15 protein-coding genes are annotated in these 14,330 nt (G+C 62.8%); 7 read left to right on the forward strand and 8 right to left on the reverse strand.

Going from position 1 to position 14,330, the window contains the following annotated elements:
- The first annotated feature begins 312 nt into the window (after positions 1-312).
- Together BLR03_RS24835 and BLR03_RS02165 are read left to right on the forward strand one after the other, a co-directional pair.
- Positions 313-738 (forward strand): YegP family protein, encoded by a 426-nt coding sequence (locus BLR03_RS24835; RefSeq protein ID WP_302846561.1) that lies wholly within the window; start codon positions 313-315, stop codon positions 736-738.
- Positions 739-879: 141 nt separating this feature from the next.
- Positions 880-1,497 (forward strand): TetR/AcrR family transcriptional regulator, encoded by a 618-nt coding sequence (locus tag BLR03_RS02165; RefSeq protein ID WP_091248748.1) that lies wholly within the window; start codon positions 880-882, stop codon positions 1,495-1,497.
- 186 nt (positions 1,498-1,683) lie between these two features.
- Here the strand turns inward: BLR03_RS02165 and BLR03_RS02170 are convergent, their stop codons facing one another.
- Positions 1,684-2,439: an HAD hydrolase-like protein gene (locus BLR03_RS02170; protein ID WP_091248750.1), complete on the reverse strand. Its 756-nt coding sequence runs from the start codon at positions 2,437-2,439 to the stop codon at positions 1,684-1,686.
- 76 nt (positions 2,440-2,515) lie between these two features.
- Here BLR03_RS02170 and BLR03_RS02175 point away from each other — a divergent pair, with 76 nt between their 5' ends.
- On the forward strand, positions 2,516-2,983 hold the full coding sequence (locus BLR03_RS02175) for an Lrp/AsnC family transcriptional regulator (protein ID WP_091248751.1): 468 nt from the start codon (positions 2,516-2,518) through the stop codon (positions 2,981-2,983).
- A 6-nt stretch (positions 2,984-2,989) separates the two neighbouring features.
- Here the strand turns inward: BLR03_RS02175 and BLR03_RS02180 are convergent, their stop codons facing one another.
- The 3 genes from BLR03_RS02180 to BLR03_RS02190 form a co-directional block, all read right to left on the reverse strand.
- Entirely contained in the window at positions 2,990-4,399 is a 1,410-nt protein-coding gene (locus BLR03_RS02180; RefSeq protein WP_091248753.1) for an aspartate ammonia-lyase, read from the reverse strand.
- 106 nt (positions 4,400-4,505) lie between these two features.
- A complete protein-coding gene (locus BLR03_RS02185; protein ID WP_091248754.1) occupies positions 4,506-5,918 on the reverse strand; it encodes an aldehyde dehydrogenase family protein in 1,413 nt (470 codons plus the stop codon).
- The gene (locus tag BLR03_RS02190) at positions 5,911-6,963 is read right to left on the reverse strand and encodes a homoserine dehydrogenase (RefSeq protein WP_091248756.1); all 1,053 of its coding nucleotides are present in this window, start codon (positions 6,961-6,963) and stop codon (positions 5,911-5,913) included. Before BLR03_RS02190 ends, BLR03_RS02185 begins: the two co-directional genes overlap by 8 nt.
- Positions 6,964-7,264: 301 nt before the next feature.
- Between BLR03_RS02190 and BLR03_RS02195 the strand changes: the two genes are divergently transcribed.
- The 3 genes from BLR03_RS02195 (at position 7,265) to BLR03_RS02205 (ending at position 10,787) form a co-directional block, all read left to right on the forward strand.
- Positions 7,265-8,704 (forward strand): amino acid permease, encoded by a 1,440-nt coding sequence (locus BLR03_RS02195; RefSeq protein ID WP_091248758.1) that lies wholly within the window; start codon positions 7,265-7,267, stop codon positions 8,702-8,704.
- An 81-nt stretch (positions 8,705-8,785) separates the two neighbouring features.
- Entirely contained in the window at positions 8,786-9,949 is a 1,164-nt protein-coding gene (alr, locus tag BLR03_RS02200; RefSeq protein WP_091248759.1) for an alanine racemase, read from the forward strand.
- A 37-nt stretch (positions 9,950-9,986) separates the two neighbouring features.
- Positions 9,987-10,787 carry an IclR family transcriptional regulator gene (locus tag BLR03_RS02205; RefSeq protein WP_091248761.1) on the forward strand — a complete coding sequence of 267 codons (801 nt, stop codon included), beginning with the start codon at positions 9,987-9,989 and terminating at the stop codon, positions 10,785-10,787.
- Here BLR03_RS02205 and BLR03_RS02210 read toward each other — a convergent pair.
- Genes BLR03_RS02210 through BLR03_RS02220 form a run of 3 tightly spaced genes read right to left on the reverse strand, consistent with a single transcriptional unit; the run spans position 10,784 to position 12,791 of the window.
- On the reverse strand, positions 10,784-11,560 hold the full coding sequence (locus BLR03_RS02210) for an IclR family transcriptional regulator (protein ID WP_091248763.1): 777 nt from the start codon (positions 11,558-11,560) through the stop codon (positions 10,784-10,786). The genes BLR03_RS02205 and BLR03_RS02210 overlap by 4 nt on opposite strands.
- A gap of 32 nt (positions 11,561-11,592) precedes the next feature.
- Positions 11,593-12,345: a cyclase family protein gene (locus BLR03_RS02215; RefSeq protein WP_091248765.1), complete on the reverse strand. Its 753-nt coding sequence runs from the start codon at positions 12,343-12,345 to the stop codon at positions 11,593-11,595.
- Positions 12,342-12,791, reverse strand: coding sequence for a YqfO family protein (locus BLR03_RS02220; protein WP_091248767.1), 450 nt, complete (start codon positions 12,789-12,791; stop codon positions 12,342-12,344). The genes BLR03_RS02215 and BLR03_RS02220 overlap by 4 nt, the downstream gene beginning before the upstream one ends.
- Before the next feature lie 205 nt (positions 12,792-12,996).
- Here BLR03_RS02220 and mmuM point away from each other — a divergent pair, with 205 nt between their 5' ends.
- The gene (gene mmuM, locus BLR03_RS02225; RefSeq protein ID WP_091248768.1) at positions 12,997-13,965 is read left to right on the forward strand and encodes a homocysteine S-methyltransferase; all 969 of its coding nucleotides are present in this window, start codon (positions 12,997-12,999) and stop codon (positions 13,963-13,965) included.
- A gap of 26 nt (positions 13,966-13,991) precedes the next feature.
- Here mmuM and BLR03_RS02230 read toward each other — a convergent pair.
- Positions 13,992-14,330, reverse strand: a 339-nt coding sequence (locus tag BLR03_RS02230) for an aldehyde dehydrogenase family protein (RefSeq protein ID WP_139184455.1), incomplete at its 5' end; no start/stop codon positions are given.

A 14,330-nucleotide genomic window follows, 5' to 3' on the forward strand; every position in this document is an offset into this window, starting at 1 on the left:
AGGCCCGTGCCGGACCTGGTCCGAGGAAATTAGCACACGCGAGACAGAAAAGTCTGTCTCCCACTCGTCCGGGCGGTCCCGCTCGCAGATACATCGTAGCGTCGGACTGCCGTCGTGTCGCCGCCAGCGGCAGGTGTGTGTGGGCACCCCTTGCGCAGACGGCGGGCGTAGTTCAGACTTTCATGAATTCATCAATCCGATCCGGCCCTCTGCTAGCGGCCGGTGTCCTACAGGTGGATTCATTCTGCTCCGGTGACAACGGCGTCACCGGAGCAGAATGATCCCAACTTTCAGGAGGGTTCAATGGCAGGAATGTTCGAACTGTTCACCGGCTCCGACGCTTCCTATCGATTTCGTTTGACTGCCCCGGACGGGACGGTGATGGCGCTCTCCAGGTCATTCCCCGACAAGCCGTCCGCAGTTGCAGGAATCGCCGCGGTACGGGAGTACGCCGGAATGGGGCTGGTTTGTGAAATCTCGGCACCGGGAGACGACGGCGTAAAGGAACCCGCGGCGGTCCAGGTTCCGTCGGGGGCCACTGCACAGAATCGGGTCCGGCAGGAGAGCCCGGCCGCTGATCGAGCGTCCGGGGCCCGTGCCCGGCTGCCACGCATCCGTATCCCTTCCGCCGCACATTTTCTGGGCGGGCGGGCCCTTGCCCGGAATCACCAGATGATGATGCGGTGGCGCCAAGCCCCGGGAGCGGCAGCCACCCCGGCCGGGCTGAGCCCTTGCTGAGCCCCGGATTCTCCCGGGCCATCCTCTGGAAGGACATCGGGGCAGCTTTGTTCTGCCGGCCTTCTTCCGCATGAGGCGATGGAAGCCCGGCCTACGACACACAAATCCGCTCCGCGGGTCCCGTGTAAAATTTCTTCCACGATGACCGCCAACGAAGCTGCCAGTCCCACGTTGTTGCCCGCCGCGGCGATGGCCGGTCGCGATGATCCAGTCGACCGCATTCTCTCCACCGCCTACGAACTGTTCTCCCGCCGCGGCATCCGCGACGTCGGGGTCAACGAGCTGATCGACAGTTCAGGCGTCTCCAAAGCAACGTTCTACCGGCACTTTCCATCCAAGGACGCGCTGGTGCTTGCCTTCCTGGAGCTGCGCGACCAGGTGTGGACCGTGGACCTCATCGTGGCCGAGGCCAGGCGCCGCGGCAACACCGCCGAGGAACGGCTACTCGCCGTCTTTGACGTGTTCGGGGACTGGTTCAAGCGAGAAGACTTCGAGGCGTGCACGTTCATCAACGTCCTGTTGGAGATGGGACCGGGGCACCCCTTGGGGATGGCAAGCATCGGATATCTCAGCAGGATCAGGGACCACATCCAGGCTCTGGCCGAGGAAGCCGGGCTGAACCGCCCCGAGGAATTTGCCCGTTCGTGGCACATCCTGATGAAGGGCTCCATCATCTCGGCGACCGAAGGCGACATCCTGGCTTCCAAGCGGGCGCAGCAAATGGCCCGCTGGTTGATCGAACACCACCGGAGCCTGTAACCGGCGTTCCACTCGTTACCAAGCCCCGCACGACGGGCGCCCTCCATGCGGAGATTACTACACTCGATGGCCGAGGCAGCGCGATGTACCGTTGCAGGCGAAGGCCCGTCTAACCCCCAATAGGCGGGTCTTCGTTGACTGCCGCGACTCTGGCCAATCCACAGTTTTCTGGCACACAGTGGAGCGTTAATCCCCGAAGGTCGAAGCCATGGACTCATCGCAGGGGCGATTCTCATGCCGGGCGGCTGACTGGCGGTCGTGATTCAGGAGCAGTGGCAGCAAGGCCGCGGGGGAGGCAGCGACGGCGGCCGCTTGTGATGCTTCCTCGGCCTCCCCGTACCCCCAGCGTGCGAATATCGTGGGGATGCCGTGTTTGGCTGCTCCCGCGACGTCGTAGCTTCGGTCTCCGACCATTGCGGGACGGGAGATGTCGACGCCTTCGCGTTGGAGCCGGAACAGCAATTCGGCGATGACCTCCGCCTTGCTCGCTCTTCCATCGGAGTCCGACGCCCCGCATACGTTGATGAAGTGGCGCTCAATCCCAAACCGTCGTGCAAGTCGTACTGCTTGGTCTTCCACCTTGGAAGTGGCTACGGCCATAGGAATACCGGCCGTGTGTAGGTGCTCAAGCAAGTCTTTGATCCCGTCGTATGGACTGGACTGTTCAGCGCCATGAGCGGCATACGCTTTGCGGTAATGTTGAAGGGCCTTTTGGGCGGTTTCTTCGTCCAACTGTGAGACTGTTCTGAAGGACTCGATCATCGGCGGGCCGACGAACCGGCGCAGAGTGTCCATCGCCGGGATTGGCGCACGTACAGCCGCCAGGGCCTGGGCAGCACTTGCTGTCACGCCGGGAGCTGAATCCAGGAGCGTGCCGTCCATGTCGAACAAGATGCAGCTAACGCCAGTGAGAGAGGGGCGGGCCTGGTGCAGAGGTGTCATTTTTTCGAGGGCTTTCGGTCTTGATATTGGTTCCGTTCCGGTGGTGCCCGGGGGATTGTTGCGGTGAAGGGTAGGCGTGGATCGAGTGAGTCTTGACCAGATTGATCAGAGGATTCTTGCGGAGCTCACCAAGAACGCCCGCATGAGCCATGCGGAGCTGGCGACCAAGGTCCTCCTGTCGAGGAATGCCGTTCGCCAGCGGATCGAACGGATGGAGCGGCAGGGGTATATCCAGGGGTACACGATTGTTGCCGGGCCGCCGGGCCAAGGTCCGGTGTCCGCCTTCCTGATGGTTTACAGGAAGGACCGGGTGCGGGGGTCGGACGTCATCACCGTCTTGCGGTCGATTCCGGAGGTGGTTCTGTGTGACGTCGTGAGCGGTGACTTTGACCTGTTGGTCAGGGTCGAGGCCCGGTCGCTGGAGAGGGTTCAGGAGATCTGGGAGCAGATTGCGGCTATTCCCGGCGTGACGGACACGGTGACGGCCATGACGCTTTCGAGTTTCATCAGGCGGGGGACCGGAGGGGTCCGCGCCAGCGAGTGAAAGTGATCAGACGCCGGACAGGTCCGCAGTTCTGACGGGCAGTACGGCGGATTCAAGCAGCAACTGAGCTGCGTCCCGGTCCAACAGGTTCCTGCCGGTGACGATGTCCAGGATGGCGGACCCGTCCTGGAGGGCTTCCTTGGCCACCGCTGCAGCCGCGGCATACCCGATGGCCGGTATCAAGGCCGTTGCGAGACCTACCGAGGTTGCCGTCTGGCGGGCGAGGCGTTCGGTGTTCGCTTCAATGCCTTCCATGCAGTACCGACGAAGAACGCGTGATCCTTGTTCGAGCCACGAAATGCTTTGAAGAAGGACATGGGCAATGACAGGTTCGAAGGCATTGAGCTGGAGCTGCCCGTTGTCTGCAGCCATCGTCACTGTGGGGTCAGCTCCGGCCACTGCGAAGGCAATCTGGTTCATGGTCTCCGGGATGACAGGGTTGACCTTGCCCGGCATGATTGATGACCCGGCCTGGCGCGGAGGCAGGATGATTTCGCCGAAGCCGTTCTGTGGACCGCTCGACAGCAGCCGGAGGTCGCTGCTGATTTTGGAGAGCTTGATGGCCGTGCGTTTCAGCATGCCTGACATGTGAATGAACACGCCGACGTCGGACGTGGCTTCGATGAGATCAGTGGCGGGAAAGACCGGGACGCCGGACACTTCGGACAGCGCCCGAAGGACGAGTTGTTGATATCCAGGTGCGGCGGTGATACCCGTCCCGATGGCGGTGGCGCCGAGGCTGCACTCGAGCATCAGCGCTGTGGATTCCATTAGCCTGCAGCGGTCTTCTTCCAGCGTCGCGGCGAAGGCATTGAACTCCTGCCCAAGGGTCATCGGGACGGCGTCCTGGAGCTGTGTTCTGCCCATCTTCACGACGTCGGCGAATTCGGCGCCCTTGTCGCGGGCGGATTCGGCAAGTTTCCCCAACTCCCGATTGAGTTCGGCGGTAGCGAAATTCAGTGCCAGCTTGATCGCTGTGGGATAGGTGTCATTTGTGGATTGGCACCGGTTGACGTGATCAATGGGGTGCAGGTGCTGGTATTCACCGCGTTGGTGGCCCAGTTTTTCCAGCGCAATGTTCGCGATCACCTCGTTGGCATTCATGTTCGTGCTGGTGCCTGCACCGCCCTGGATGACGTCCACGCAGAATTGTTCGTGGTGATGTCCGTCCTGGATTTCCTGGCATGCCTCGCGGATCGCTGTCGCTTCCCGCGGGTTGAGGATGCCCAGTTCGCAGTTGGCCTGCGCCGCAGCGTTCTTGATCATCGCCAGAGCACGCACCAGATGCGGGTGGCGGGAGACGGGAATCCCGCTGATAGTGAAGTTCTCCAGGGCGCGGGCGGTGTGTGCCCCCCAATAGGCTGTGGCCGGTAGGGGAACGTTCCCGAGCGAATCCGTCTCGATGCGGGTGGTCATGGGTTGCGATCCTCTGCGTGAAAGTGTGGGTGGTGGCGTAGTTGTGTGCCGCTTTGCTCGGAGGAAGTGGAGGGGCGCAAGGACCGGCCGCGCCCCTCCGCTTCGATCATTTCTTGATGCAGATGACCTTTGGCTGGGTCATCTCCTCATACGCGAAATGGACGCCCTCCCTGCCCAAGCTCCCGTACTTGGCGCCGCCGAACGGCATGCCGTCGAACCGGTAGTCCGAGGAGTCGTTGATCATGACCCCGCCTGCTTCGAGACGGTGGGCTGCCTCCATGGCCCTGGCCAGGGAGTCGGTGAATATGCCCGCGTGAAGACTGAACTCGATGGCGTTGGCGACTTCGATGGCCTCTTCGAAGGTGTTGATCTTACGAAGCATGACCACTGGCCCGAAAACCTCCTCCCTCCACAACCGGCTGTCCGTCCGGACCGCCTCCAGGACGGTCGGCTGAAGCATATTGCCGTCCGTGACATTGCCTGCGAGAAGGACAGCGCCGGCGTCGAGTGCCTCGTCCAGCTTGGACTGCAACTCGCGCACGGCAGCGGGGCTGATCATCGGCCCGACATCCGTCTGTTCATCCATTGGATCTCCGGTAACCAACTGTGCCGTTGCCTCCAGGAAGCGCTGGCGGAACGCGCTGTACACCGGGGCGGCTACCAGGATCCGCTGCACTCCCACGCAGTTCTGGCCGGCGGCCCAAAACGCTCCGGAGACGCAGGATTCCACTGCGTTCTCGATGTCGGCGTCGTCCAGGACGATCACGGGAGCGTTTCCGCCAAGATCCATGGAAAGCTTCTTCAGGCCCGCGGTGCGGGCGATACTCTCACCGGTGGAGAACCCCCCGGTGAAGGACACCATTCTTACATCCCGGGACCTGATGATTGTTTCGGCCACTTCCCGGCCGCCATGAACAATCGTGAGGGCCTCGGGCGGAAGACCGGAGTTCACAAGGGCGTCCGTGAGCATCTGGGCTGACAGGGGAGTCAGTGCAGAGGGTTTGAGGATCACAGCGTTTCCTCCCGCGATTGCGGGCCCGATCTTGTGCGCCACCAGGTTGAGGGGGTCGTTGAACGGAGTGATCGCGGCAATGATGCCCAAGGGTTCGCGCGAGTACCATCCGGTGCGGTCCTCTGAGCCCTCGTACGAGTCAAAAGGGATGACTTCGCCTGCGTTCCGGCGTGCTTCGGCAGCGGAGAGGCGGAGCGTGTTGACCGCGCGCAGTACTTCCTTCCGGGCCTGACGGATCGTCTTACCGGCTTCGGACACAATGGTCTGCGCGAACTCCTCGTTGCGCTGTTCGATCTCCGTTGCGGCGCCGTCCAGTATCTTCCCGCGTGCGTTGCGGGACAGTGCCCGTGCCTTCCGGGCGCCGATGCGGGCCGTTTCGATCACGGCTTTGCCGGCAGAGGATTCGGTCAGCGAAACCGCGCCGACCACTCTGCCGTCAAAAGGGCTCGTCACTTCGCGGAACTGCGGCAGCGCGGTTTCCGTCGAACACAGTGTGAATTCAGGCATTTGCGGCTGCTCCCGTCCTGGCTGCGTGCATGGCGATGATGTCAGAGAGCAGAGCGTAGGCGGTCTCCACACGGCCGGCCCCCGGTCCTGAGACCGTCACCGCGCCCAGAAGGTCGGTGTCGAAGGACACGGCATTGGTCGCGCCGGAAACCCCTGCCAGCCCATGGTCGAGGGGGAGTGCTACGGGGGATACGCCTGCCGTCACTGACCCGTCCGGGTTCCGCCGCGCTGCACCGACGAGCTTCCACCGGCGTCCCTCGCGGGCTGCCTTCCGGATATTCTCCGGCGTCACGGCCGAAATCCCCTGCCGCTGGACGTCCTTGAGTTCTATGCCTGCATCGAGCAGCTCATTGGCGAGGATGAGGACCTTGAGCTGAACGTCGTACCCCTCGATGTCTGCTGCGGGGTTTGCCTCGGCGTAGCCGAGGTCCTGTGCCTCACTGATGGCAGCGTCGAGGCCCAGTCCGGCTTCCATCCGTCCGAGCACATAGTTGCTGGTGCCGTTGAGGATGCCTTCGAAGCCGTTCAGCTTCAGCCCCTCGAACATCTTCTTGGCGAGGCGAATGACGGGGGTGCCGCTCATGACGGCACCCTCGAACTCGAAGTGCACGCCGTTCTGTTCGGCCAGGGCGGTCAGCTCGGCGCCGCGGAGGGCAACGGGGCCTTTGTTCGTCGTGCAGACGCTCTTTCCGGATTCGAGTGCCCACCGCACGTGCGAAACTGCCGGCTCGCCGTCGTCGGGATTCGTGAACGTGGCCTCGCAGATGATGTCAGCGGTGCAGTTGCGGATAACTGATTCGTTATTGGTGTCGGCGGATCCGCCGTACTTGGCGAAGGTTTCGCTGCCACCGTCCAGTTTGAGGGCGATGGAGAGGTCGATGCCCTCGGGCTGGACCAGGGAGCCCAGGCGCAGGTCGGTGATGGCCACGACCCGCAGGCCGAAGCCCAGATCGGTGTGGAGTGTCTCGCCACGTGTTGCGATCAGTTCGGCCAGTGTCCTGTTAACGCCGCCGAAGCCGATCAGCGCAATGTCGTAGGTGGTCATGGTGCTCCTTCAATCAGTTACATCGGTCCTCCAATGCTGTCTGCATTCCATGTCCGTCAGTGCATGTGATTGTGACCGAAAAACAGGGCGAATTGACCATCTAACTGCCGATTCGGCATCTACACCTCGAGGTAACCTGCGTGCAACATATGCATGTTTAAATGTTTTTAATGACCAAAAAATGGTTTTCGTGTTACTTTCATCACTATCGGTGCTGCGCAGCTCGAAGCGGCCCGCCCCGCACGCCGGGGCGTCGGGCGCACCCTTCGCATCAGACCTGTCCACTCATCTGGGAGAAACCATGGAACCCTCATCGTCCGTCCAGCTAGAACCACAGCCCACGATTCCCCCGCCGACCGACTCCGGGCTCCGGCGGTCCATGGGGGCGCGGCATCTGGTCATGATCGCCATGGGTGGGGTGATCGGCTCCGGGCTGTTCCTGAGCTCGGGCTACACCATTTCCCAGGCCGGCCCCCTCGGGGCTGTCATCGCCTATCTCATCGGCGCCTTTGTTGTGTACCTGGTGATGGCGTGCCTCGGCGAACTGGCCATCGCTTATCCGGTCTCAGGCGCCTTCCATATCTACGCGGCGAGGTCAATCGGGCCGGCCACCGGGTTCACCACCGCCTGGCTCTACTGGCTGTGCTGGGCAGTGGCCATCGGATCGGAGTTCACGGCCTCCGGTCTCCTCATGCAGCGGTGGTTCCCGGGTGTTGACGTCTGGGTCTGGTGCGTCATCTTCGCCGCGGTCCTCTTCGGCTTCAACGCAGTTTCGTCGAAATTCTTTGGCGAGTCCGAGTTCTGGTTCGCCATCGTCAAGGTGGGCGCCATCCTGGTCCTCATCGTTTTCGGCGGCGCGGCGCTGCTCGGCTTCCACCCGCTCAGCGAGGGGGCAAACCACCCTTTCCTGTTTGAGAACTTCAACACCTCCGGCGGGCTCTTCCCCAACGGTTTCTCCGGTGTCCTGGTCACTGCGCTGGCAGTTTTCTACGCCTTCTCCGGCTCTGAACTCATCGGCGTGGCAGCGGGCGAAACGGCCGATCCGGCCACCAGCATCCCCAAGGCGATGCGCAGCACAGTGATCCGTCTGCTGATCTTCTTCGTCGGGGCAATCGCCGTCATCGCCGCCACCATCCCGTTCGCGGAGGTCGGACTGGATGAGAGCCCGTTCGTGACGGTCTTCTCATCCATCGGCATTCCCTTTGCCGCCGACATCATGAACTTCGTCATCATCACTGCACTCCTCTCGGCCGGAAACAGCGGGCTCTTCTCCTGCGCGCGGATGCTCTACTCCCTTGCCGACGAGGGGCACGCCCCCCGGGCGCTGAAGAAGCTGACCCGGCGGGGGATCCCCATGACCGCGCTATCGGTGAGCATGCTCGGCGGCCTGGCGTCACTGATCAGCAGCGTCGTAGCGCCCGAAACGGTATATCTGGCTCTCGTCTCTGTGGCGGGTTTCGCCGTCGTCGGGGTTTGGATGTCCATCACCGCCTCGCACTTTTTCCACAGGAGGTCCTTCGTCAAGAACGGCGGCGATGTAGCTGCCCTTCGGTACAAGGCCCCGCTGTTCCCGCTGGTGCCGATCCTGGCCTTCTCGCTTTGCCTCATTTCCCTCGTCGGCATCGCCTTTGATCCGAACCAGGTGGCAGCCCTCTATTTCGGTGTTGCATTTGTGGGCGCCTGCTACGCCTTCTTCCACATCAAATACGGACGCAAGACGCGCACCGACCAGTTGTCCTGACGCCATCATCAGCCAACGCCTACTCAGCTTCACGGCCGGGGACTCTGGTCCCCGGCCGTGAAGCTGTCCAACGGATAAACCATGAATTCACAAGACCTGATGCACCACGTGAGCAGTTCGGGCCAGGACGCCGGCAGCTGGCTGGAGATCGACGCCGCCGCTTTCGAATCAAACGTCCGGAACCTCCTGACCATGATCGATGACACTGCGCTCCTGTGCGCAGTGGTGAAGTCCAATGCCTACGGACACGGAGCTGGGCTATTGCTGCCGTCCCTTATCCGTCTGGGGGTTCCCTTCGTGGGAGTAGGGAGCAACGAAGAGGCCGCCATCGCACGCCGCTGCGGTTTTACGGGACGGATCCTGCGTGTCCGGGCCGCGGCGCCGCAAGAGATCAAGGCCGGGCTGCCGCACGACATCGAAGAACTCGTTGCCGACCCGCAGAGCGCGTGGGAGATGCACAAGATCGCTGCCGAAGCCGGGAAGTTGGTCCGCGTCCACCTCGATATCAACTCTTCCGGGATCAGCAGGCATAGCCTCGACGTCTCGTCCGCACTTGGGCGCGCCTCTGCGGTCGCGATCGTGAGCCACTCTGGACTTCAACTGGCCGGGATCATGACCCATTTCCCCAAGGACGACAACGGCCATGTTGAAACAGCTCTTCAGCGATTTCAAAGCCAAGCGTTGACGCTCCTCCAACTGACCGGGACTCCCCGGGAGGACGTGCTGCTCCACTGCGCCAATTCCTACGCCGCCCTGCACGTGCGCGGCTCGTGGCTGGACATGGTCCGTGCCGGGGCAGTCCTCTACGGCGATTCGGATCCGACAGCAGGGCCCTTCGAACGGTGCCTGGCCTTCAAGGCCCGGATCGCGTCCATCAACAGCTACGCAGCCGGAACTAAGGTCGGCTACGGGCTGACCCGCACCCTGGACCGGGATTCCAAGCTGGCGTCAGTCACAGCAGGATACGGAGACGGCTACCGGCGGGCACTGGCCCGACAGGGCGGCGTGCTTGTCCGCGGACGCCGCGCCGACATTGTCGACGTCGTTTCGATGAATTCCATGGTTGTCGACGTCACCGACGTGGCGGACGTTTCCCCTGGAGACGAAGTCGTGCTGTTCGGACGGCAGGGAAGCGCAGAAATCGCTCCCGCTGAACTGGAAGCAGCGAATTCAGCGATACTCGCGGACCTGTACACCGTGTGGGCACAAGGAAACCGCGTCCTGGTCAACGATGAACACATGTGAGAATAGGCGTAGTTATCGGGCGGAAGGAGCATGGAGCATGGATTCTTCCTCGGAAGCGTCGTCCATGGCCCAAGGGCTTCGAATAGTTCGGCTGGTCGCAGACCGGGAGAAGTGGGGCAGGCGGCTTCTCGGAGTTTCCCAGCTCGCATCCGAGCTGGACATGGAACAAAGCCGTGTCTCCCGGCTGACGCAGGAATTGTGCGAGCTGGGACTGCTGGAACGTGTCGAACGCGGACCATTTCGAACCGGCCCACGCTTCTTCAGCCTTGCCGCAGTGCTGAATGCCGGCTGGGTCCGCGAATCGAGAACCGAACTTGAGGCCTTGGTGGCTTCTTTCGGCCTGAGAGCCAGAGTTTCCGTCCGCGAGGGCTTCCGGGTCATTCTCCTGCGTGCCTCCAGCAATGACGCCGTCCCCGGAAGCTTCGTGAAACCCGGCATGGTGACGCCCGTATGGTGTACCGGGTCCGGCCGGGCGCTGCTGTGGGACGAGCAGCAGCCGGCCGTTCAAGCCCTCCTCCAAGACGTCAATTTCATCGGAGTGGGCGGTCCGGGAGCGGCGCATTCGTCCCAGGAAGTCGCCGAACTGATGGAACGGGACAGGGCCCGGGGCTTCATTGTCGCGGAGGAAGAATTCGAGCACGGAGTCTACGAACTCGCTGTGCCGGTCCGCACTGCTGAGGGATCCATTCTTGCCGCGCTCAGCGTCCTGGGCAGCCGGGCTGAGATCGCGTCCAACACCGATGATGTCGTCAAGGCCCTCACGGCCGCTGCCGAACGGCTGGGATCCTGCGAGGGCCGCATCCGTGGCGCCGCGGGCCGGAAGGACCTTGCCGGCTAAAGGTGGTCCTCCGGTACCGCATGGCCCAGCGCCGACTCGAGCCACTTTCCCCAAGACCTGAGAGCCGTGGCGCAGAACTCCCGCTTTGGCTCCAGGCGTATCTTGGGGCCCACGACCTGAAGCGCTGCCACCACGTCGCCTTTGAAATCGTGAATCGGAACGGCCAGGGAGTACAGCCCTGGCTCGGCTTCCTCGTCGACAATGGAGTACCCCCGCTGCCGCGCACCGCGCAGTCGTGTCAGGAAGTCCTCGACGTCACGGGGAGTATTGGGGCCATGGCGCACGAAGGGAACGCCGGAGAATATGGTTTGGACCTCGGCGTCCGAGGCTTCCCACAGCAGTGCCTGGCCGGCATCGCTGCAAAAGGCCGGGTAGGGCCGGCCAAGCCAGGAACCGACCATGTTGCTACTTTCCGGAACACGCTCACCGATGGTGACCGTACTGTCGCCGCGCAGAATGCCAAGGAAGCATCCCTCATCAGCTTCACCCGCCAGGCCTTCCAGGGCGGTCACACCATCGGTCTGCAGCCGTTGGTCTGTCAATAGCTGCGCGTCTGTCAGGAGCGACCAATCCAGGGTGTAGGACCGGTGGTCTCCGCGCGCCAGGAACCCCTCCTGCTCGGCGGTCCGCAGGCTGCGCGAAACCTGGCTGCGGTCCTTACCCAGGTCGGCTGCTATGTCAGCGACCGTTCCGCCGGGCAGGCCTCCTGCGCTGCGGGCGCCCACCGCTAGGACAGCCATGATTCCCCGGCCCATGCTGGACGTCTTAGACATGGAACCGATTCTAGTCACTGGACGAACGTGTCCTAGTGGATGGCGAAGACCCGGGCCGGAAAGCCGCTGCCTTGCAGCGGCTTCGGCCAGCTCGCAACGAGGGCTGCGCCCGCTTCCGGAAGTCCCTCCAGATTCGCCATCAGCTCGATCTGCCACCGGTTCTGCGCCAGGACGTACGTCTCCAGGCTGAAATCCTGGCGGGACGTGGCACTCCCCGGGTCCGTGTCCGTCTGTTCATGGCCGACGGCAGTCACCGAGCGCTCCTCGATCAGGAAGGAGAGGACTTCCTGCGACCATCCCGGAGTGTGGCTGACACCCTCATCATCCCTGTTTGCCATGGCGCCAGTGTCGGGCCAACGGTGACTCCACCCTGTCCGCAACGCCACAAAGGACCCGGGCGCGATGGCACCATTGCGGCGCTCCCACGCCTGAACGTCCTCGATCGTGGGGGTGGCGTCCGCATTGGCGGTGACCCGTGCGGTGATGTCCAGGACGACCAGCGGAAGGACCATGTCCTCGACAGGGATCTGGTCCAGGGTTCGTCCCCCGCGGATGAAATGCGAGGGAGGATCAACGTGTGTTCCCCATTGGCCGATGATCGAATAACGGTGAGCGGTGAACCCGTCGCCTTTATCCAGATCGAAAACGGTCTCCCGGGTTTCGTCGGGGAATGCCGGGAAATGCGGCTGGCCGGGGTGAAAGGCGTGCGTCAGGTCGGTAAAGGACCTGCCTGCAAGCAGCGACTGCAAGCCGTCCCAAAGTCCGGTCGTTGCTGCTTCAATCATGATGCGGCCTCGCACTCAAGGACTGCCGGAAGGGCAGTGCTGGAGACGCTGATGGGCCCTGCCAGTTCGATGACCGGTACTTCCCAGGGGTGGATCTCCACGATGTGCTGCAGGAACCGTTCCACGGCAGCGTCATCGAGCGCGGCATCGAAATACGTCGTGCAGACAAAGGTAGGCGAAATTGTCCGCTGGCCCACTTGCCCCAAAGTGGGGTTAGCGCCTTCAGCGCAGGTGAATCCCTCGAAACCCAGGCCGGATTCGAAGACATGCCGGTAGTTGCCAAAGTCCCCTAAGTCGGGGGAATCCGACAAAGCCTGGAGCAGGGCCGCGATGCCCGTTTCATCCGTGAATGCTTCGACGTCGCCGGTGGCGAGCCGCGAGAAGGTTTCCGGCGCTATGGGCCAATGGACGCGCAGCTTGCGTACTGATTTCATTTCAATTTTCACGGGAGGCCTCTTCCTGAGCGGGTCGCAAAAGGTGTTTGACAGCCATGGTGGCATAGAGTGATGGTCATTACAAGCATTAAAAAATGCTTATTACGCACATCTTTCGGACGGAGGTCGTCACCTTGTGCTACGTTGCATTGCCGTACCATGAGGTGCACGTCCGACCGGCAGGCAAGAACGAACCGAACCGCTTGGAGCCCTAACGATGCCTACGAATACCAAGCTTTCACGCATGCTCGACGCCGGAGTGAACCTGACGGTGGACGGTGCACTCGCCACCGAGCTTGAAGCGCATGGCTGCGACCTGGGAGACCCCTTGTGGTCGGCGAAAGTCCTTCTGGAGCAGCCCCAGCTCATCAAACGCGTACACCACGATTACTTCCGCGCCGGAGCCGCCGTCGCCATCACGGCGAGCTATCAGGCCACACCCCTGGGTTTTGCGCGGCGCGGCATTGGCGAGAAAGAGGCCTTGGAACGAGTGGCATTGAGTGTGCGCCTGGCCGACGAGGCGCGCCGCGAATATCTGGCCGAAAACCCGGATTCGGGCCCCCTGCTGATTGCAGGATCGGTCGGGCCCTACGGCGCGTACCTCGCGGACGGATCCGAATACCGGGGTGACTACGTTCTCAGCCGAAACGAGTTCCTGGAGTTCCACCGGCCTCGGATCGCGGCACTGGTGGAGGCGGGAGTGGACCTCCTTGCCTGTGAGACCCTGCCTTCATTGCCTGAGGTCGAGGCCCTGTTGACACTCATAGAAGAGTTCGACGTCGAATGCTGGCTCTCCTTCACGCTGCGGGACGGAGGGCACATCAGCGACGGTACGCCGCTGGCTCACGTGGCTCTGCTGTGCAGAGAGCAACCGCTCGTGGCGGCAATCGGCGTGAACTGTGTACCGCTGGAGCTGGTCTCGCCTTCCTTGGAGGCACTGGGCAAAGCCACCGATACGCCCCTCATCGCCTATCCAAATTCGGGCGAAAGCTACGACGCAGTCACCAAGACATGGCGGCCGGCCGCGACGGGGCACCCCCTAGCGGGACGCGGTGGTAAACAGCCCTCAAGCCTTGCGGAAGGAACCCCCATCTGGCGTGAACTTGGCGCCCGGCTCGTTGGCGGGTGCTGTCGAACTACCCCGGCGGATATTGCCGCCGTGGCCAGGCTGTCAGTAAGTCCCTAAAGGGGCCGGGTAATGGCTTCCCCGAGTCATCCCTTGGCGGCCCAGGGGTCGGCGATGCCGATGTATTGGGTGGTGGTGTATTCGGCGATGCCTTCGGTGCCGCCTTCGCGGCCGAGTCCGGAGTGTTTGACGCCGCCGAAGGGGGCGGCGGCGTTGGAGATGACGCCGGCGTTGAGGCCGACCATGCCGAATTCGATCTGTTCCGCGACGCGCAGGAGCCGGTTGAAGTCGCGGCTGTAGAGGTAGGAGGCCAGCCCGTATTCGGTGGCGTTGGCCAGCCGGATGGCGTCTTGCTCGGTGGTGAAGGTGGTGACGGGGGCGACGGGTCCGAAGATTTCCTGGCGCAGGATCTCCGCGTCGTTGGG

Source organism: Arthrobacter sp. ok909, assembly GCF_900104405.1.
GTDB classification, from domain to species: domain Bacteria; phylum Actinomycetota; class Actinomycetes; order Actinomycetales; family Micrococcaceae; genus Arthrobacter; species Arthrobacter humicola.